Genomic DNA, 19,318 nt, shown 5'->3' on the forward strand with positions numbered 1-19,318 from the left:
TTGATCGCTATCCGAAGTTCGTTGGCGAGCGCCGCCTTACCACTGCATGCCCGCACCGACGGAGAAGCCCGCATCGCCGCGCGTGTCGGCACTGCCGGTGAGCTTGTAGACCCAGCGTCCGCCCTGCGAGATGGTCGACACGCCGACCGCAATGCTCGATTCGCCGCGGAAGGTGCCCGCCGCCACGGCTGCCATGCTCCGGCCCGGCTCGTAGGACTGCGGCAGTCCGGCCATCGCCATGCCGGCGGCGATGCCGGCGTTGGCGCGATTGCTGGCGCTCTGGATCTGCCCGTTCAACTGGTTGTAGCGCTGGTCGGTGTAGTTCTGCGCCCAGTTCTGCGCCTGCTGGATGCCGGCGTTCAACTGGCCCACGTTGGCCGCATCGCTGGTGGCCACGCCGTTGGCGACGTTGTGGATGGTGGTGCCCGCGTTGCCGTTGCCCAGGGTGACGCTGCTGTAGTTGGTGCTGCCGTCGGTGTTGGTGTCGTAGCGCACGGTGCCCTGGGTGGAGTTGTTGATGCTTGCCTGCATCTGGCCCAGGTTCACCGCATCGGTCGCGGCGGAACCTGCCGCCACGTTGGTGATCTGCCGCTCGCTGCCGGCGCTCCCCACCGACACCGTGTTCGCGCGATCGGCCACCGAGCCGGAGCCCAGCGCGACGGAGTTGTCGGCCGAGGCATTCGCACCATTGCCCACGGCCACCGCGTTGCTGCCGCTGGCCGTGGCCGTGGGACCGGCAGCGACGCTGTTGGCGCCCGTCGCACTGGCATCGGCCAGTGCCGAGTTGACGGTGTAGTACTTGACGTTGTTGTTGATGGTGGTGCTGCCACCCGGCTTGATGTTCTGGATCGCGTTGTACAGGCTGTAGTTGCTGTAGACGTTGGTGGTGTCCTGCGTCCAGTGCCACATCTGCGAGCCGTTGATGGCCTGCGTGCTGGTGGCGCTGATGCTGCCCTGGTGCAGGTTCTGCAGGATGCTTCCGCCGGTGACGCCGCCGTCGGTGCTGCTGGTGCTGTCCATCGTCACGGTGTTGTGCGTGCTGTCGTCGTACTGCACGGCGTTGCCGGTGGCGAAGGACACCGCTTCGAGCTGCGCGAGGTTCACCGCATCGGTCAGCGCGCTGCCGGCCGCGACGTTGGTGATCTGGCGCTCCTGTCCCGGCGCACCGATCGACACTTCGCCGGCTGAGTGCTGCAACGTGCTCATGCCGTAGGCGGCATAGCTGTTCTGCCCACCGCGCGTGGCGGCCGAGGCGTAACCGAGCGCCACGCTGTTGGCGACGCTGGCGGTGGCATTGGCACCGATGATGGTCTGCGCGTTCGCCGTACCCGCGGCGCTGTCGCCGATCACCACGGAGTGACCCAGTCGCGCGTTGTAGTCATCGGTGGGAACGCCCGACGGGTCGGTGGGATCGTTGGCGCCGTTGCCCGGGAAGGCCGTGGCCGCCGTCACCGCCGGCAAGGTGTGGCTGGCATTGGTGCCGATCACCACTTCCTTCGAACCATTGGCCGTCGCGCCGTCGCCCATCAGCACCTGGTAATCCTGCGCGGCATTCACCGCCCAGCACGATGCCTGTACCACGCCCAGCACATTGGCGCAGGTGGATGCCCAGGCTGGCGCACTGTTCGGCAGTGCCAGTCCGAGCACACCGCCCGGTGCGCCGTTGTTGATGTTGGTGATGTAGCTGTCCGAACTCACCGAGCCGATCAGCGTGAGATGGGAATTGCTGCCGGTGCCGCCAAGCGTGGTGCCACCGACCGTGGTGAGCACCGTACCGACCGGCGTGGCATTCACCAGCGGAATGCCGGCCACGCTCACCACCGAATAGCCCTGGGTGAAGTTCGCCGAATTCACCTGCAGGCCGCCATTGGTGACGTAACCGTTGCTGTTGTTGAACAGCGCATTGGTGGAAGAGCCGAGCAACTGGCCGGCCGTACCCACCACGCCGCCGTTGCCCACGATGAGTCCCGTCGGCGTGGCCGACGGCGGCGGCACCACCGGCACGCCAGCGGCGCCGCTGCCCCCGCCCGGTCCACCGACGCCGGAAGCTGCGGGCGTGACGCCCAGCAACGACGCAACGCCCGGCAAGGCCTTGTCGACAAGATTCGATGCGCCCGGAATCACGCCAAGCAGATTCTGACCGGACGTCTGACCATTGCCGGTGGCGCCCAGTTGCACGCCCGGCACGCTGTTCACCGTGTCGGCCACGGTGTTGGTGAGGTTGCCCAACAGCGACGATGCCGTGCCACCCTGCCCCAGCACATTGGCCAGGCCCGTACCGTTCGGCTGCGACAACACCGCGCCCACGGTGGAGGTGACATCGCCTGCCGTCTTGTCCACATCGGGCAGCACCTTGCCAAGCGAAGCATCGCTTGAACCCAGGATGCCGCCGAGCCCGCTACCCGAGGCCGTACCAGCGACAGTACCCACCACGGTATTGAGCACGCCGGTGACCGGCTGCAGCACACCAGTGACAGCGCCGCCGATGGGCGTGCCGGCCGTCGCCGCGCCCACGATGCCCGTCACGGTGTTGGTCACGCCGGTGACGGTGGAAGGAAGATTCGAGATGGCACCGAGCGGACCGCCCGTGCTCACCGGATGCAGTACGGAGCCGACCGTCGAAGTCACATCCGACACCACACCGCCGAGATTGCCCAGACCGTTGCCGCCCGTCACTGGCTTCAGCACCGAACCCACGGTTGAAGTCACGCCGGAAACCACGCCGCTCAAACCGTTGCCCGAACCGAGCACGCCTCCGAGTCCGCTGCCCGAGCCCACACCGGCCACGGTGCCAACGACGCCGTTGACGGTCGACACCACCGGCTGCACGACACTCGTTACGGTGCCTCCGAGAGGCGTGCCTGCAGTGACGCCACCGACCAGGCCTGTCACCGTGTTCGTCACCCCGGTCACCGTCGCCGGCAGGTTCGACACCAGGCCGCCCACGTTGCCAAGACCACCGTTGCCTCCGGTCACCGGCTGCAAGACTTTGCCGACCGTCGAGGTCACACCGGAGACCACACCGCCCAAACCGTTGCCCGAACCGAGCACGCCTCCGAGGCCACTGCCCGAGCCCACACCGGCCACGGTGCCAACGACGCCGTTGACGGTCGACACTACCGGTTGCACGACGCTCGTCACGGTGCCCGCCAGAGGCGTACCTGCAGTGACGCCACCGACCAGGCCCGTCACCGTATTCGTCACACCCGTCACCGTCGCCGGCAGGTTCGACACCAGGCCGCCCACATTGCCAAGACCGCCGTTGCCTGCACCGAGCACGCCTCCGAGGCCGCTGCCCGATCCCACGCCTGCCACGGTGCCAACGACGCCGTTGACGGTCGACACTACCGGTTGCACGACGCTCGTCACGGTGCCCGCCAGAGGCGTACCTGCAGTGACGCCACCGACCAGGCCCGTCACCGTATTCGTCACACCCGTCACCGTCGCCGGCAGGTTCGACACCAGGCCGCCCACATTGCCAAGACCGCCGTTGCCTGCACCGAGCACGCCTCCGAGGCCGCTGCCCGATCCCACGCCTGCCACGGTGCCAACGACGCCGTTGACGGTCGACACTACCGGTTGCACGACACTCGTTACGGTGCCTCCGAGAGGCGTGCCTGCAGTGACGCCACCGACCAGGCCCGTCACCGTATTCGTCACACCCGTCACCGTCGCCGGCAGGTTCGACACCAGGCCGCCCACGTTGCCGAGGCCACCAGCCGAACCGGCGCCAACACCCGCCAGCGTCGTCGCCACGTTGTGCAGCGTCGATTCCACCGGCGGCAATACCGTATTCGTCACGCTCGCGAGCGGTGTGCCGGCGGTGACGCCGCCGACGACACCATTCACCGCATGGCTCACGCCATCGACCGTAGCGGGCAGCGTCGACACCAGACCGTTCGCACCCAACACACCGCCGAGACCGCCCTGGGATCCCAGGCCCGCCACCGTGGTGGCGACGTTGTGCAGCGTCGAATCGACGGGAGGCAGGATGCCACTGGCGACACCCGCGAGCGGCGTGCCCGCGGTCACACTACCGACGATGCCGCTCACCGCACCGGTCACGCCATCGACCGTAGCGGGCAGTTTCGACACCACGCCCGTCACGCTGCCGGACCCCAGTCCGCCGGTGATCGGTTGCAGTACGGGATCGAGCGCGGAAACCAGCTGACCGCCCACATGCAGATTGACGTTGGCGTTGACCAGCGGCGTGCTCGACAACACCGGCACGGAAACGCCGACATGCGCATGCGCGTCGACCAGATCGCCGTTGTTGGCCAGCACGGCGGCGCGAGCGCCGACGCTGGCATTCACCGGGGCCATCGCTGCGCCGGATGTTCCAAGCGGGATCGCAGGCGTACCCAGCTGCACACGACCATCCGCGCCGACCACTGCCGGCGCGCGATCGTCCACCAGCGAGCTGGTGACGTTCGCGTGCGTGGCCAACGTCACGGAGCGATTGCGATCCGCCACATCGTTCGACGAAGGCAATACAGCGGACACCAGGCCCTGGCCCAGCGCAGCCACATTCGCCGCGCCGGACACGGCGCCGACGCGCGAGCCCAGCTCGACCGGAACGGCAACGCCGGATTGGATCTGCTGCGCGGTCGGCATGATCGGCACCGCGGTCTTCACACGCACGCCGGCGAGCATGGCCTTGCGCCGCACGGAAGCAGCCGGCGTCGGCGCCACATCGGCATGACCAGCAGCCGGCACGTTCACGGCGGCGCGGTTGCCCAACGACGACGCATCGACGCCAAGCGCAACCGGCGCTGCCTGCGATGCGGGATGCTCATACTTGGCGGCCAGGCTCATCAGGTCGTTGAGCTTGGCGTCGTCGGCACCTTCCGCGTGCGATGCGGTGTGATACGCCAGCGCACACAGCGCGAGGCCAGTCGCCAGGAACGCGCGTGCCGATGGCATAAAGCCGATCTGGCGGGAGGCGCGATGATGCCGCGGAGAAAGTTCAGACACCGGCACCCACGCGCGCCGGGAGTCGGACCACACGAGACGGTAAATGCGATTCATTGAAGTGTCCCCTTTTGGCCGGCGCAGCCCACGTCATGTGTCCGCGCATACAGTCCATGCGAGCTGTACCGGCGCACGACATGTGCCACCGGCAACGCTTGGGGTTCATTACAACGATCGCAGCGGCTGCCCGATGTTCCAATCCGGCAACGGCATAAGCCGATCCGGCAAGGTCTAGGGCAAATACGGCAGCGGCCTGCACAAATCCGGCATCACGTGTTCGTTGCGTGACGAGAGGCGATGCGGAAACGACGAACGGCCAGCAGGCGCGGCCGCGATGACTCAGGCCGCTTCGAACGGCGGTGCGCGCATCAAGGTATCGCGCGGGCGTTCGCCGAACACCCGGCGATAATGGTCGGCAAACCGCGAGAGGTCCCACAGGCCGCAACTGAGCGCCACCGATTTCACCGAGCGTCGGCTGGCATCGGACAGCGTGAGGTTCTTGCAGGCCGTGCACAGCCGCAGCATCGACAGATAGCGGTTCGGCGAGACGCCCAGCAGGTCGTCAAAGGCGTAGCGCAAGGCGCGCTCGCTGACACCGGCGGCGTTGCACAGCTCCGTTATATAGATGTCCCGGCGCAGATTGCGGCGCATGAACTCTTCGGCGCGCTGCACGGCGAGGTAGTGCGTGCGCCGGCCGCGCGAGCATGCCGGCCGGTCCTCGGCGCGGGCCGACAGCGCTGCGATGAGGTGGGATTCGAGCAGGCCATCGAGATCGATATCGTGCGGCGCACCTTCGTTTGGCGCCTGCAGTACGCGGTCGCGCACCGCATCGATCTTCGCGCGCAGCGCACGGGCGCGCTCGTCGTCGGACAACGTGAACAGCGACATCGCCCTGACCGGCACATCCGGCTGATGCGGGCTTAGCTCGAGGTACTTGTCCACCACGCGCTGCTGCGGCACCAGCACGCCGGTGATGCGGCTGCCGGAACCGAGCACGAACTCGCTGATGCCCTCGGGGAACACCGTGAAGGCCATGCCCGAGCCAAGCGAGGTGCCATGGCACCAGCTGTCTTCCGAGGTGTGGTGCAGAAAGCCGAACAGACACCAGCCCTGCGGCAGCGCGAAGCGGCCGCGAAAGGCGAAGTTCACCTCGCCGGTGAAATAGATCGCCCGCTCCGACGCGATCGAATCAGCGTGCGCACGCGGTCCTTGCTTGCCCAGCAGTACCAGCTCCAGCTCACAGACCTTGAGGATGCCGCACAGCGTGACGAGATCGGGCGACTGCAGTCCGACGTCGTTCTCGATTTCCATTGATTGCCCCCTGAGGCATCCACTTCGAGGCGCCCATTAATGTCGCCATTGATTATCACCGGCGACAAGGCTCATTAAAGAATCCATATGCATCGCCTCAATGCACATATTCGGCAATAGCTGTTTTGGCTGAAATGCCACCCTTCGGTTTGTGATGCACATCACATAATCGGTCTTCACGCCTGCCGTTTTTGTGCAAGCAGTCACGCATGCCCCAAAGAGACTGTGCTCGTACGTCACTCCGCCCAGGACGGTCGGACCGTACATTTTTAGGGGCCTTCCGATAAATCGTACGACACGGCGGAGCGGATCGTTCGCGCCATTTTTCCGTCGCCAGCTGTCGTGAAATTGACTTCACAAAATCGTCGATTTCACGCGGAATTGATTATTTCGATCTAAATGATCGGGGAGCCGTTGGGGTCGATTGAAATTAATCGATCCAACTGGCCATTCGTATTATTGGACCGATAAAAGGCACGGCTCGTGCAATCGATTTAATAGTCCGAATGGACTATGGGCCAAATGCTCAATAGGGGCGGTCGCTGCCGATAAACAAAGAGGCGCGGCCGATTAAGTATCGAGAAGTAGAGCGCGGGGCTCTACGGGAGACAGACCAATGAACACGATGATTCGCAATTTTCTGGTGGAAGAAGACGGCATCACGGCGATCGAGTACGGGATTCTTGCGGCGATCGTGGCGGCAGCCATCGTTGCCGTGTTCGGCAGCAAGCTCCAGGACCTGTTCACCACCCTCTTCACCAACCTGACAGCCGTCGCAAATACGGCGGTCAAGAGCTCCTGATCAGCCAGGCGATTCAGTTTCCCGGCCGCGGAGGGGCGGCGTCTGCATATGTAGATGGGGCCAGGGACGGCGACACGGGAGTCATAAGGGGGATGACATGATCACGGTATTGCCTTTGCTCGCGATCGCTCTCAGCGCGCTGGTCGTGCTCAGTGATGTGTACGCGCGCCGGGTACCCAACAAGTGGCTCGTGGTCACCCTTTCCGTTGCGATCCTGGCCTCTCTCCTGCAATGGGCTATAGGCGACAAAGCTGCTGCGTGGCCATCCTTGCCGGGATTCGCCACTGGACTCGTCGTGATGTTGCCCTTCTACGCCATCCGCTGGATGGGCGCGGGCGACGTGAAGTTTCTTGCCACGCTGGGCTTCCTGCTCGGCGTGCGTGCGTTGCTGCCGATCTGGATCATCGGCTGCCTGATGACCGGCGTGCATGCCGTCTGCGTGCTGCTGTTTCGCCTGCCGCGCATCGCTTATGCGCCGGGCGTGAGCACCATGCGCCACCATCTGCATGCATCGCCGCTGTGGCAGCGCTCCCTGCATGCACGGCAGGGCCGGGTAGGACTGCCGCATGCTGCCTATCTCGGCATCGCCGCCATCGTCACCGTGCTCACTCCCGAGCTGTTGCATTGGGAGAGCACATGATCGTCTGTCATCACGCCAGTCCTGCTCGGCAGCGTGGCGTGGCAGCCATCGAATTCGCCTTTGTGTTTCTGCTGGGCGTGCTGCCGCTGTTGCTGATCACGCTGACCGGCGTGCTGATCTTCGCCGCGCAGCAGTCGCTGTCGCTGGCATCGGCCGAGGGTGCGCGGGCCGCGCTGCAATACGGCACGGTGGCGCAACGGCAAAGCAATGCCTGCTACGCCGCGCAACGTTCGATGGCCTGGCTGCTGGCCTTCTCCGGCGAAAGCGCGAATTGCGGCACGCCGGCCGCGCCCGGTGCGAGCTACGCGCCGGTGGCGATTTCCGCCGCCACGCCCTGCCCCAGCAATGCCGCCAGGACCTGCATCACGGTGGTGGCGTCGTTCGACTACAACACCCACCCGTTCGTACCCGGCGCCTCGGCGCTGTACGGATGGTTGATGAAATCCAACCTCAGCAGCTCGGCCACCGTGCAGCTGGACCTGGGCACCTGACGAACCGGAGACGCCTCCAGATGCACAACGTGTCACGCATCGCCGCCCTTGTGCTGGTCGTCCTCGCGACGGTGCTGGCGCTGGTCGCTTTCACCCTCGGCAAGCGGCGTCCGGACCAGGACACGCCGCCACCGGTCGCCGCTGCGCCCGTCACGGCACCGCCCGTACCGGTGGCGCCGGCGAAAACAGCGCACGCCATCGTCGCTGCGCAAGCCTTGCCGGCCGGCGAAGTGATTCCCGCGGCCGCGCTGCGCGACATCGCGGTGTCCACGGCGCCCGAGGGCAGCTATGGGCAGATCGAGCTGCTGGTGGGCCAGGTGCCCCGCGTCGATATTCCCGAAGGCACCGTGGTGACCTCCGCCCTGCTCGCCAACCCGATCGCCATGCAGCTTCGGCCGGGCGAGCGTGCGCTGGCGGTGCCGGTCGATGAAGTCTCCGGCGTGGGCTACCGCGTGCAGCCCGGCGATTACGTGGACGTGGTGGTGACCTTGAAGATGGAAGAACTCAACCCGGCCGCCATGGGCCGGCAACACACCGACAGCCGCCTGCTCGCCGCGCGTTTGCGCGTGCTGGCCTACGGCGCGCGCGACTTGCCCAACGTCAGCCAGCCCACGCCGGCCACCAAGAACGAAGCCACCGAGGCAGCGGCGAAGATGGCTGTGCTCGCGGTGCCCCTGGCGGAAGTCGATCCGCTCGTGCTTGGCCTGCAGGCCGGCAAGGTGTCGCTTGCGTTGCGCCATCCCGGCGATCCGGGCATGCCCAGCGACCTGCTGTTTCCGTTGCCGCCTACCGTGCTGGCGCCACGCAGCGACCTCAGCGCCGAACAACGCGCCTGGTTGCTCACGCCGGAGAACCGCGCCTTTGCCGGCGTCGAAGACGCGGGCCTGCTTGGTCGCATACGGACGAGCACGCCGGCGATCCGGCCACACACGCCGACGCAGGCTGGCCCGGAAATCATTCGCGGCACCAACGTCGCCTCCTCGCACGCACCGCTGGCGGTGACTCCATGAGCCAGCGTCATTGGATCCTGCTGGTGACGGCCGCGCTGCCGCTGCTGGCGACGCATGCGGCCACCGTCAACGATGCGACGATTGCACTGCAGGTGCACGAACAGCGCCCCTGGCATCTGCCAGCGGAGATCCAGCGCGTGGCCATTGCCGATCCTTCCGTCACCGACATCGTGATGCTGAAAGGCCAGCGCGATGCGCTGCTGGTCGGCAAGAAGCCGGGCCAGACCACCCTGCTGCTATGGCGCCGTGGCGACGCCGCGCCGCAGCGACTGACGGTCGAGGTACGCAGCGCGGGACAGGCCGCCTTGCAAAGCGACAGCGGCCTGCATATCGCCGTGCAGGACAACGAAGCCGTGCTGAGCGGCCAGGCCGCCAGCATGCTCGAGCACGAACGCGGCGTGGCGGCGGCGCAGAACGCGTCGGGCGACAAGGGCGCGGTGATCGATGCCTCCAGCGTCGCCAGCGGCGGCGTGGTGCAGGTGGAAGTGAAGGTGGTCGAGTTCGACAAGACGGTGATGAGCCAGATCGGCATCAACTTCAATGCCACCAACAACGGTTTCCGTTACGGCTTCACCTCGCCGCTGGGTCCGACCACCACCACGGGCGGCGCCATTTCCTCGGCCTTCAACCTGGTGATGGGCCATACCAGCGCCAACGGCCAGCACGCCTGGAACGCGAACCTCAACCTGCTGCAGAGCGACGGTATGGCGCGCGTGCTCGCCGAGCCGACGCTGGTGGCGTTGTCGGGCCAGAGCGCCAGTTTCCTGTCGGGCGGCGAGCTGCCGATTCCCGAGCCGCAGGGCCTGGGTACCACCACGATCGTCTACAAGCCGTTCGGCATCGGTCTGACCGTGACGCCCACGGTGCTGGCGCCGGATCGCATTGCGCTCAAGGTGGCGCCCGAGGCGAGCGACCTGGACTACACCAACGCGGTGGTGTTGAACGGCGTATCGGTGCCCGCGATCAGTACGCGGCGTGCCGACACCACGGTGGAACTGGGCGACGGCGAGACCTTCATCATCGGCGGACTGGTGAGCCAGAACATCACCAGCCAGGTGGACAAGATTCCGTTGCTGGGCGACATCCCGATCCTCGGCTCGTTCTTCCGCGACCTCAAGTACAGCCGCCAGGACAAGGAGCTGGTGTTGATCGTGACGCCGCACCTGGTGCGCCCGATCGCCAAGGACACCCGGCTGCCGCTGCCCGGCGAGCGCGAGCAGCGCAACAACCTGCCGGTGTGGGGCTCGTGGCTGCTCAATCCGGCCGGGTCCGATCAACTGCCGGGCTTTTCGCGCTGAGGACAAAGGCCATGCAAGCAAACCCCACGGTGGTGACCTTGACCAAGCCGGCGTTGGACTCGACGCTGCTGCTCTACTCGCCCGACGAAAACAATGCGCAGCGTTTCTCCGCGCGCCTGCGCCAGCTGGTCACGCTGGCGTGGTGCGACAGCCACCAGTTCGCCGCCAGCCGCCGCGCGCTGGAGGAACATCAGCCGCGCCTGGTCCTGCTCGATTTCTCCAAGGGCTATACCGACGCTTCCGCCGAGATCGCGCGCCAGCTGATGGCGATCGATCCGGGCCTGGTGCTGCTGGGGATCGGCTCGGCGGCATCGGATCGGGGCGCGGGCGTGCTCTGCGCGATGCGTGCAGGGCTGAAGGATTTCATCGACATCGATGCGGGCGACGAGGAGATCCTCGATCAGCTCCGCACGTCGCTGGAGCAGCTGCGCCATGCAGCGGACGGACAACCCGCGCGCGCACCCAGGCGCGGACAGCTGGTACTGCTCTGCGGCGTGCGGCCGGGCCTGGGCACCAGCACGCTGGCAGCGCACCTGGGCGCCATGGCGGCGGCGATCAAGCCGTCGGCAGCTGCCCCCGCCAGCGGCAACAGCGTCATGCTGTTCGATCTGGGTCACTCGAGCGGCGATATCGGGCTCTATCTGGGCACCGGCGGCGACTTCCATTTCGACGACGCGCTGCGCCACGCCAGCCGCATCGACGCCACCCTGGTACGCACTGCCGTGCCGCATCACAGCAGCGGCGCCGCCGTGCTGGCACAACCCCGCGAACGCAACATCAGCCTGGCCGGCGCCGAGGTCGTGCCCCTGCTGGAACGGTTGCTGGGCATGTACGACCTGGTGCTGTGCGACCTGGACAGCCGCGCGCTGGACGATGTCGCGCACAGCCTGCTGAAGATGGCCGACGCGATCTGGCTGGTCACCGACCAGGCGCTCGGTTCGATGGTGGCGCTCGACACCTGCCTGCGCCAACTCGAACGCGCGCAGGCGCGCGACCTGCGGGTGTCGCTGCTGGTGAACCGCTACGACGAGGCCTGCGGCCTCAGCGCCGCACGTATGGCCGAGCGCTTCAGCCTGCCGCTGCTGGCCACCTTGCCGGAACGCTCGCGCACCCTGCGCGCCGCCGCCAACCGCGGCTCGCTGTTGCATGAAATCGCCGCGAACGACGCCTATGTGCGTGCGCTCGCTCCGCTCCTCGCCCGTTTCCGGCTGCGCACGAAGCGCGACGCCGGCAAGCGCGGCTGGAGGACCTTGCTCAACCCGATACGGGGGAACTTATGGAAACGCCACTGAATTCTTCCAGTGCGTTGCTCGCTGCCGCACTGCGCCGTGCCGACGTCTCTTCGCGGCTGGATGGCCCTGCGTTGCCTTTCGAACAGACCCAGCAGTTCCAGGATGTGCTGTCGGCGGCGCACGAATTCCTGTTGAACCGCATCGAAGACCAGCGCATCGATATCGCATCGTGGTCGCGCACCACGGTCACCAAGTACGTGGAAACGGAGACCGCCAGCTTCGTGCAGGAGTGGCGCATCCCGGTCAACGAGTCGGAGATGCAACAGGTCTCCGGCGCGCTGGTGAAGGAACTCACCGGCTTCGGTCCGCTGGACGACCTGCTGCTGGATGCCGCGGTCGAAGACATCCTGATCAACGGCCACGACGATGTCTACGTGTCGCGCCAGGGCGTGCTCAAGCGCGAGAACATCCGCTTCAGCGACAACCATCACCTGCTGCGCATCGTGCGCCGCATCCTCGCGCCGCTGGGCCGCCGGCTGGACGACTCCAACCCGATGGTGGATGCCCGCCTGCCCAATGGCGGCCGTCTCAACGCCATCATCGAGCCGCTCTCGGTCACCGGCCCGTGCGTGTCCATCCGCAAGTTCCGCAAGGATCCGTTCACGCCGGACGAACTGCAGGAAAAGGGCACGTTCGATCGCGCGATCCGCTCGTTCCTCGAAGCGGCGGTGCTCGGCCGTTGCAACGTGATCGTGTCGGGCGGCACCAGTTCGGGCAAGACCTCGCTGCTCAATGCGCTGGCCAGCTTCATCCCCGCGCACGAACGCGTGATCACGGTGGAAGACACCGCCGAACTCGCGCTCAACCATCCACATGTGGTGCGGCTGGAAAGCCGGCTCGGCAGTTTCGACGGCGAAGGCGCGGTGAGCATCCGCGACCTGGTGCGCAACAGCCTGCGCATGCGTCCGGACCGGATCGTGGTGGGCGAGGTGCGCGGCGTCGAAGTACTGGAGATGCTGCAGGCGATGAACACCGGCCACGACGGCTCGATGTCGACCATCCACGCCAACTCGCCCCGCGATGCGTTGTACCGGCTGGAAATGCTGGCGGGCTTTGCCGGCTTCCAGGGCAGCGAGACCAGCTTGCGCCGGCAGATCGCCAGCGCGGTGGATTTCATCGTGCAGATCGCGCGACTGAGCAGCGGCCGCCGGGTGATTTCGTCGATCACCGAAGTGACCGGCGTGGGCGACAACGTGATCACCACGCAGGACATGTACCGCCACGATCCCTTCGTCGACCGCGACGGCAAGGAGATCGACCGCTGGATGAGTCTCGGCCTGCAGCCGCATACCAGCAAGCTCGAACCGTTCCGCCAGCTGCTGCGCGAAGCGAACGGGCCGTTCGCATGATCCAGGCGCTGTCGCTGGCCGCGCTCGCACTGCTGCTGCTCGCTGGCGCGATCGAGCTGTGGTGGGGCAGCGCATTGCGCCTGCAGCAGCGCAAGAGTCTGGAGAGCATCGAGCAACGGCTGGTGACGCGAGGGCAAACCGATCCTCGCGCACCGCCGCCGCTGCCGGCACCGCGCAAGCAGGGCCTGCTGCAGCGGGCAGACAGTGTGCTCACGCGCGCGGCGCTTCCGACCCGCCGGTCGATCTATCTCGCACTGGCCGCTCCCGGCATCGCACTCACGTTGCTGGCCTGGTGGCGCATCGGCAGCGCCTGGGGCATGCCGCTGATGCTTGCCCTGTACGGCGCGGCCGTATGGCTGTGGCTGCGCCGCCGCATCGAGAAGCAGCAACAGCTCTTGCTGGCGCAGCTGCCCGATTTCCTCGACGGCATGATCCGCATGACCAGCGTGGGCAACAGCCTGCCGATGGCGTTCCAGAGCACCAGCAAGTCGGTGGCGATGCCTTTGCGTGGCGTGCTCGATCGCACGCTGTCGTCGATGCACGCCGGCGCCGATCTCGACCAGGCGCTGGCGATGGCGTCGCGTCCTTATGCGCTGGAAGAACTCTCGCTGCTGCATGCCGTGTTCGGCATCGGCATGCGCGTGGGCGGCCGGGCCGATCACATCCTTCAGCGCATGAGCGACTTCATGCGCGACCACGCGCACGCGCGCTCCGAGCTGAAGGCGATCACCGCCGAAACGCGGATGTCGGCCTGGGTGCTGGCTTTGCTGCCGGTGGCCGTGTCCACGGTGATGACGCTGCTCGATCCGTCGTTCTTCAAACCGATGTTCACCGAAGCACTGGGCCACAAGATCCTGCTCATCGCGCTCGGGCTGGAGTTGACCGGCGGCCTGTTGCTGTACCGGTTGGCCAAATCGCTGTAGCAGCGCGTGGCGCTGTCGTCTCTTTCGCTATTCGCTTGGGGGTGCGTCGTGGAAGTGGGTTGGATCATGATTGCCGCACTGGTGGCGCTATCGGCAGGCGGCGGCTTGTTCGCCAGCGAGGCGCTGCGCCACTACCGTCAGCGCCAGCAGGAAAGCCGGCTGATCGACCGGGCGTTGCTCGGCCCGCGCGCAGGCAACCCCGGCGATACGCCGGCCGAGCCCCAGGAAGACGCCTGGACGCTGTTGTTGCACACGCTGGCTGCGCTGGGCCGGCGTTTCGAGAACGGACGGCTGGGCCGCGCGCTGATCACGCCGGAAGACCGGCTGCTGCTGGGACAGATCAACCGCAACACCGGCCAGGGACGGGCGATGTTTCTCGGCCTGCGCCTCGCGCTGGCCATGGCGGTGCCGCTGCCGGTAATGCTGTGGCTGGCGCCCAGCGGCTTCAGCGCCTTCGTGGTGTTGCTTGGCGCCGCGGCATTCGGCCTGATCGCGCCCAAGCTCGTGCTGGGCAGCCTGGCCAAGCGGCTGCGCAAACGCGCCGACGACGAACTGCCCTTGCTGGTCGATCTCCTGCGGCTGCTGCAGGGCGTGGGTTTCAGCGTGGACCAGAGCCTGCAGATGGTCGCCGACCGTTTCCAGGAAGCGATGCCGCTGATGAGCCGCGAGGTCGGCGACGCCAACGCGCTGTACCTGCGTGGCCGCACGCGCATGCAGTCGCTGCATCGCCTGTGCGAATTCGACAACGACGGCCTGAAGAGCCTCGTGCAGATCCTCGTGCAAGTGCATGAGCACGGCGGCGCCGTGCAGGAACCCCTGCGCCAGTTCGGCGATCGCCTGCGCGAGCAACGCAAGCTGCACATGAAGGAACTGAGCGGCAAGCTCTCCGTGAAGATGACCGTGGTGATGATGCTCACGCTGATTCCGGCACTGATGCTGGTGCTGGCCGGGCCGGCTGCGATCTCGCTGATCACCACCATGACCAAGCTGGGAGGACACTGACCATGCGCACTTCCCTGCCTCGCTGGCTGTTTGCCTCAATCGCCTGCGTGCTGCTTGCAGCGTGCGGCAAGACGCTCGGCGGCTATCCCAACCACACGCCCACGGCATCGCTGGTCGCGCCGGGCAACAGTGCCCGCGACGACAAGTCGGTCTATATGGACCTGATTCGCCAGATGCAGCAGCAAGGGGCCTATTACGCGTCGCTCGCACACATCGACGCGTATCGCCAGCGTTTCGGCAACGCGCCGGAACTGCGTCGCCGACAGGCCGATGCGCTGCGTGCCACCGGTCAACTGGATGCGGCGCGCGTCATCTATCGCAGCCTTCTCAGCGGCGAGCAGGCCGCTGCCGCGTGGCATGGGCTGGGCCTGGTCGAGGCGCAGTCGGGTCATGCGACGGCGGCCGACGAAGCGCTGCTGAAGGCCACCGAACTGGAGCCGGTCAACGCCGCGTACCTGAGCGATCTGGGCTATGCACGCTTGTGCGATGGACAGACGGCCGCCGCGAAGGACCCGCTCGCGATGGCCGCCGAGCTGGATCCCACCAATGCGAAGGTCATCGCGAACCTGGCGCTATGGGCCATGCTGACCGGTGACACCACGCGGGCCGACGCCATCATGCAGCGCGGCGAGCTGCCTGCGAGCAGCCAGGACGACGTGCATCGTCTCGCCGTGCAGCTCGCATCGCGCCGCACGCGCACGGCGACGCCCGGCGCTCAAGCCGCCGGCGCACCGGCACGCCCAGCGAACAACACCGCCGGCACGGATGTACCCGCCAGCATGTTGCAACGCTTCACCACGGATGGCACCGCTTACGAGGCACGCCCATGACGATTTCGCTTCGCATCTCCCGACAGGTTGTCATCGCGTTGGCGTTGACATGTTCGGCCGGCATCGCCGCCCATGCACAGCAAGCGCCGATCACCGGCCAGATGCTGGCGCCCACGGCGCCGCCCGCCACCGTCGACAGCCCGCCGCCTGCCGCCGCGCCCGCGCCAACGGCAACCGATAGTGCGAACGAGGAAACGCAGGTAGGCGACACCACGCACCAGTTGCTCGGCATGCAAGCGCAGGGCACGCATGCCGGCAAGCATCTGCCGATACCGGGCCCGGAGGCGTCGGCGAGCTACCAGCGCTACCTGAAGAGCTTCGAGCATCCGATTCCGGAGTTCTATGACGCGGCGGTCAGCAAGAGTGCCGATGCGTCGTCCACCTCCAGCTCGCCCTGACCCGTATGCGGCGCGCGCAAAGCGGTTCCACGGCCGTAGCGATGCTGTTGATGATGTTGGGCCTGATCACCATGCTCGGCCTGGTGGAAGTGGGCTATCTGTACTGGGCCAAGCGCGACACGCAGAAGGTGGCCGACCTGGCGGCCCTCGCCGGTGCGCAGCAGCTCAACGCGTGCACGTCGGGCAACGGCAACAACACCGCCGCCACAGGCAACGCGACGACGGAAAATGGATTCACCGGCCAGCTCAGCGTCAACTGCGGCACCTGGAACCCGGCCAACGGGAGCAGCGATCACTTCGCCGGCACGACCGGCACGCCCAATGCGGTGAAAGTGGTAGCGCAGCGTTCGGTGCTGCCCATCTGGGGCATGGCGGGCAAACTACCCAACGTCAGCGCCGAAGCGGTGGCGAGCGGCTTGCAGCCCGTGGCGGTTTTCAGCATCGGCAGCACGTTGGTGGACGTCAGCGGAAAATCGCCGCTCGGCCAATTGCTCACCGGCATTGGACTCAACATCCCCGAGGCGACGCTGGTCGGCTACAACGGACTGGCCACGGCCACCGTCACGCCCTCGGGTCTGCTCAACCAGCTCGGCGTGAGCGTGCCGGCCAACCTCGATGTCGGCGGCGTCAACCAGTTGCTCGCCTCGTCGGTGCAGGCACACGCGTTGATCGACGTGCTCAATGCCGTGGTGAATGCGGCCGGCCAACAGCAGTTGCTCAGCGCCAACGCCACCCTGGTCAACGCGGTCACCGCCGCCGCCGGCACTGCACCGGGCAAGGTCACGCTGGGTTCCAGTGGATCGACCAGCGGCTTGTTCGCACAGATCACGGCGCCCGACAGCAGCGTGCAGACGGCGCTCAATGCCCAGGTGAATGCGTTGCAGCTGATCAGCGGCGCGGTCGGCGTGGCCACCGGGCAACACGCCCTGAAGGGTGCCGTCGCTGTGCCGAATATTCTTGGCTTCAGCATCAGCAGCGCCTTCAGCGTGATCGAGCCGCCGTCGATCGGCATTGGTGGCGTGGGTACGAGCGCGTCCACGGCGCAGGTGCGCGCCTTCATCAACGTGCAGTTCTCGACCAACAACATCCCGTTGCTGGGCACGCTGGTGAGCTCGCTGGCCAAGACGTCGATCAGCCTCAACCTGCCCATTGCGATCGACCTGGTCTACGCCAAGGCGACGCTCAACAGCCTGTGCACCGAGAACAGCAGCCCGTATCACGCCACCTTCGGCGTGCAATCGTCGGTGTTGAAGATGTGCGTGGGCGGCATATCGCAAAGCAGCGCATTCAGCACCGCGGGAAGTTGCGATCAGATCCCCGCGGTCAGTGGGCCTCCCTTGCTGAATGTGACGGTCGCCGGCGCAACCGTGGCCAGCGTGGTCAACCCGTTCGTGATCACCGGTTTGCCGGCGAATGGCAGCGGCACGCTGGCCGCGGGCGAATCGGCGAACATTCCCAGCGGCGGCACCCCGCTCGACATCGGCACCACCGTCACCAATGTCTTCAACGCACTGACTACCGCGTTGCTCAACCAGACGGCGACATCCACGCCATCATCGATCTCCACGCCGCTGGCGACCGACCTGTGGAACAACAACGCGGCTGCCCACACCGGTCTCACGCCCAACCTCAACCAGCTCTCGGCAGCCTTGACCCAGCTGTCGGGCACCACCACGGGCCTGCAGAGTTTTCTGCAGAACACCGGCGGACAGGTCGGCAACATTCTCGGCAGCACGCTGACGCTCAATGTGCCGGGCATTCTTACCGGCACCAGCAACCTGCTCGGCGGCGTGGTCAACCTGTTGGGCAACGTGCTCACCCAGACGGGTTGCGCGGCGGGTTTCCAGAACAGTTGCATCGCGGCCATCCAGACCGCCATGAATGGCGGCACCACCTCGTTGCCCAACAGCCTGGTAGCCGTGCTCGGCTTCGTGGTGCAGACCCTGCAGGGGCCGCTCAACCAGCTCGGCTCGCAGGTGCTGACGCCGGCGCTGAGGGACATCCTGGGCATCAAACTGGGTGTCAGCACGGTGAGTCTGCAGTCGCTGCAGTGTCACGGTGTGCAGTTGGTCTACTAGCGATGCATCGCCTCTTGACCCCCACAAACAGACCCTTAGACTGTCCCGGTTGGCTTGGCAAAGGGCTGGAAATACGCGCAGCAGCGCTTTCCAGGGCGGGCCACGATCAAAGGGGAATTTCAGGATGAAGGCTTTGACTCGCAGCGCGGGCCCACGGCGGGTGTTGTTCGCGATCGGCACCCTGGTGCTCATGGCCACTTCGGCGTGCGCGAGCGCACCCGCGACGAGCAACAACCCGATGCCGCCCGCACCCGAGCCGGCCGCTTCCACCCAGTCCAAGGTGCCGCTGAGCACGGTGGAAAGCCTTCGCCAGTTGATTGACAACCATCAGCTCACCGAAGTGCGCACCACGTACAACAGCACCTATGGCGCGAGCCTGCTGTTCCGTCCGGAAACCCTGGGCTATTACGTGGTGCTGTTCCACGGCAAGGAATTCTGGCGCGTGATGCAGACCGATTCCTTCGACGACGCCGAGAGCCTCTATCGCACCTTCGTGTCGCAGACGCAGACGCTGGGCCAGGTCGAAATCGACACCATGCGCCTGGATGCCGGCAACAAGTACGCCGAGCACATGATCGCGGTGAACCAGGCGAAGCTGCGCAGCCTGCAGCAGGACGCGAACAACCAGCAGCAGCAAGCGCAGCAGGTGGCCGCCCAGCAGGAGCAGGCCCATCAGCAGGCGGTGGCGCTGAGCAGCGATCTGCACAACACCAATGCACAGCTCGATGCGGTGAAGCAGCAGATCCGCGCCCTGGAAACGATGCAGTCCAATCCGAACCTGGTGCTGCCCACGCCGGCGCCTGCCACCACCGCGGCGCCGACCCCGCAGCCGAACCAGCCGCCCGCCGCGTCGCCCTGAGCGGGCCGACCTGGCCGTCCGAACCGCCGCATCCTCACGGATAGCGGCGGTTTTTCTTTTTGCG

The 19,318-nt window shown here is 66.4% G+C and carries 15 protein-coding genes; 13 read left to right on the forward strand and 2 right to left on the reverse strand.

The genetic code is table 11. The features are described 5' to 3' along the window. Window positions 1-36 precede the first annotated feature (36 nt). Both ACN9MB_RS21165 and ACN9MB_RS21170 read right to left on the reverse strand, forming a co-directional pair. Window positions 37-5,028 carry a YadA-like family protein gene (locus ACN9MB_RS21165; RefSeq protein ID WP_426270205.1) on the reverse strand — a complete coding sequence of 1,664 codons (4,992 nt, stop codon included), beginning with the start codon at window positions 5,026-5,028 and terminating at the stop codon, window positions 37-39. Between the two features lie 282 nt (window positions 5,029-5,310). Then, entirely contained in the window at window positions 5,311-6,282 is a 972-nt protein-coding gene (locus tag ACN9MB_RS21170) for an AraC family transcriptional regulator (protein WP_204638141.1), read from the reverse strand. Window positions 6,283-6,898: 616 nt separating this feature from the next. Here ACN9MB_RS21170 and ACN9MB_RS21175 point away from each other — a divergent pair. The 13 genes from ACN9MB_RS21175 (at window position 6,899) to ACN9MB_RS21235 (ending at window position 19,254) form a co-directional block, all read left to right on the forward strand. Further along, on the forward strand, window positions 6,899-7,084 hold the full coding sequence (locus ACN9MB_RS21175) for a Flp family type IVb pilin (protein WP_426270206.1): 186 nt from the start codon (window positions 6,899-6,901) through the stop codon (window positions 7,082-7,084). A 97-nt stretch (window positions 7,085-7,181) separates the two neighbouring features. Next, complete coding sequence (locus tag ACN9MB_RS21180) at window positions 7,182-7,724, forward strand: A24 family peptidase (protein WP_426270207.1); 543 nt, start codon at window positions 7,182-7,184, stop codon at window positions 7,722-7,724. After that, a complete protein-coding gene (locus ACN9MB_RS21185; protein ID WP_426270208.1) occupies window positions 7,721-8,215 on the forward strand; it encodes a TadE/TadG family type IV pilus assembly protein in 495 nt (164 codons plus the stop codon). The genes ACN9MB_RS21180 and ACN9MB_RS21185 overlap by 4 nt, the downstream gene beginning before the upstream one ends. Window positions 8,216-8,235: 20 nt before the next feature. Next, window positions 8,236-9,225 (forward strand): Flp pilus assembly protein CpaB, encoded by a 990-nt coding sequence (cpaB, locus tag ACN9MB_RS21190; protein ID WP_426270209.1) that lies wholly within the window; start codon window positions 8,236-8,238, stop codon window positions 9,223-9,225. Further along, window positions 9,222-10,523 (forward strand): type II and III secretion system protein family protein, encoded by a 1,302-nt coding sequence (locus ACN9MB_RS21195; protein WP_426270210.1) that lies wholly within the window; start codon window positions 9,222-9,224, stop codon window positions 10,521-10,523. The genes cpaB and ACN9MB_RS21195 overlap by 4 nt, the downstream gene beginning before the upstream one ends. A gap of 11 nt (window positions 10,524-10,534) precedes the next feature. Further along, window positions 10,535-11,815, forward strand: a complete 1,281-nt coding sequence (locus tag ACN9MB_RS21200; protein WP_204638135.1) for an AAA family ATPase — start codon at window positions 10,535-10,537, stop codon at window positions 11,813-11,815. Continuing rightward, complete coding sequence (locus ACN9MB_RS21205) at window positions 11,800-13,164, forward strand: CpaF family protein (protein WP_426270211.1); 1,365 nt, start codon at window positions 11,800-11,802, stop codon at window positions 13,162-13,164. Before ACN9MB_RS21200 ends, ACN9MB_RS21205 begins: the two co-directional genes overlap by 16 nt. Next, a complete protein-coding gene (locus ACN9MB_RS21210) occupies window positions 13,161-14,087 on the forward strand; it encodes a type II secretion system F family protein (RefSeq protein WP_426270212.1) in 927 nt (308 codons plus the stop codon). Before ACN9MB_RS21205 ends, ACN9MB_RS21210 begins: the two co-directional genes overlap by 4 nt. 66 nt (window positions 14,088-14,153) lie before the next feature. After that, window positions 14,154-15,089: a type II secretion system F family protein gene (locus ACN9MB_RS21215; protein WP_426270213.1), complete on the forward strand. Its 936-nt coding sequence runs from the start codon at window positions 14,154-14,156 to the stop codon at window positions 15,087-15,089. Window positions 15,090-15,091: 2 nt separating this feature from the next. Then, window positions 15,092-15,919, forward strand: coding sequence for a Flp pilus assembly protein TadD (locus ACN9MB_RS21220; protein WP_426270214.1), 828 nt, complete (start codon window positions 15,092-15,094; stop codon window positions 15,917-15,919). Continuing rightward, window positions 15,916-16,317, forward strand: coding sequence for a DUF3613 domain-containing protein (locus tag ACN9MB_RS21225; RefSeq protein ID WP_204638130.1), 402 nt, complete (start codon window positions 15,916-15,918; stop codon window positions 16,315-16,317). The genes ACN9MB_RS21220 and ACN9MB_RS21225 overlap by 4 nt, the downstream gene beginning before the upstream one ends. Window positions 16,318-16,322: 5 nt before the next feature. Further along, window positions 16,323-18,395, forward strand: a complete 2,073-nt coding sequence (locus tag ACN9MB_RS21230; protein ID WP_426270215.1) for a TadG family pilus assembly protein — start codon at window positions 16,323-16,325, stop codon at window positions 18,393-18,395. Between the two features lie 124 nt (window positions 18,396-18,519). Continuing rightward, a complete protein-coding gene (locus ACN9MB_RS21235; RefSeq protein WP_426270216.1) occupies window positions 18,520-19,254 on the forward strand; it encodes a DUF2968 domain-containing protein in 735 nt (244 codons plus the stop codon). The last annotated feature ends 64 nt before the right edge of the window (window positions 19,255-19,318 follow it).

This window comes from Dyella kyungheensis, from assembly GCF_049913195.1.
Taxonomy (GTDB): Bacteria; Pseudomonadota; Gammaproteobacteria; order Xanthomonadales; family Rhodanobacteraceae; genus Dyella; species Dyella kyungheensis.

Bases quoted from the DNA above. Each gene is read 5' to 3' on its own strand.
- ACN9MB_RS21195 (WP_426270210.1), top strand. From the start codon at position 9,222: ATGAGCCAGCGTCATTGGATCCTGCTGGTGACGGCCGCGCTGCCGCTG.
- ACN9MB_RS21220 (WP_426270214.1), top strand. From the start codon at position 15,092: ATGCGCACTTCCCTGCCTCGCTGGCTGTTTGCCTCAATCGCCTGCGTG.
- ACN9MB_RS21225 (WP_204638130.1), top strand. From the start codon at position 15,916: ATGACGATTTCGCTTCGCATCTCCCGACAGGTTGTCATCGCGTTGGCG.
- ACN9MB_RS21185 (WP_426270208.1), top strand. From the start codon at position 7,721: ATGATCGTCTGTCATCACGCCAGTCCTGCTCGGCAGCGTGGCGTGGCA.
- ACN9MB_RS21215 (WP_426270213.1), top strand. From the start codon at position 14,154: ATGATTGCCGCACTGGTGGCGCTATCGGCAGGCGGCGGCTTGTTCGCC.
- ACN9MB_RS21175 (WP_426270206.1), top strand. From the start codon at position 6,899: ATGAACACGATGATTCGCAATTTTCTGGTGGAAGAAGACGGCATCACG.
- ACN9MB_RS21200 (WP_204638135.1), top strand. From the start codon at position 10,535: ATGCAAGCAAACCCCACGGTGGTGACCTTGACCAAGCCGGCGTTGGAC.
- ACN9MB_RS21230 (WP_426270215.1), top strand. From the start codon at position 16,323: ATGCGGCGCGCGCAAAGCGGTTCCACGGCCGTAGCGATGCTGTTGATG.
- ACN9MB_RS21170 (WP_204638141.1), bottom strand. From the start codon at position 6,282: ATGGAAATCGAGAACGACGTCGGACTGCAGTCGCCCGATCTCGTCACG.
- cpaB (WP_426270209.1), top strand. From the start codon at position 8,236: ATGCACAACGTGTCACGCATCGCCGCCCTTGTGCTGGTCGTCCTCGCG.
- ACN9MB_RS21235 (WP_426270216.1), top strand. From the start codon at position 18,520: ATGAAGGCTTTGACTCGCAGCGCGGGCCCACGGCGGGTGTTGTTCGCG.
- ACN9MB_RS21210 (WP_426270212.1), top strand. From the start codon at position 13,161: ATGATCCAGGCGCTGTCGCTGGCCGCGCTCGCACTGCTGCTGCTCGCT.
- ACN9MB_RS21205 (WP_426270211.1), top strand. From the start codon at position 11,800: ATGGAAACGCCACTGAATTCTTCCAGTGCGTTGCTCGCTGCCGCACTG.
- ACN9MB_RS21180 (WP_426270207.1), top strand. From the start codon at position 7,182: ATGATCACGGTATTGCCTTTGCTCGCGATCGCTCTCAGCGCGCTGGTC.
- ACN9MB_RS21165 (WP_426270205.1), bottom strand. From the start codon at position 5,028: ATGAATCGCATTTACCGTCTCGTGTGGTCCGACTCCCGGCGCGCGTGG.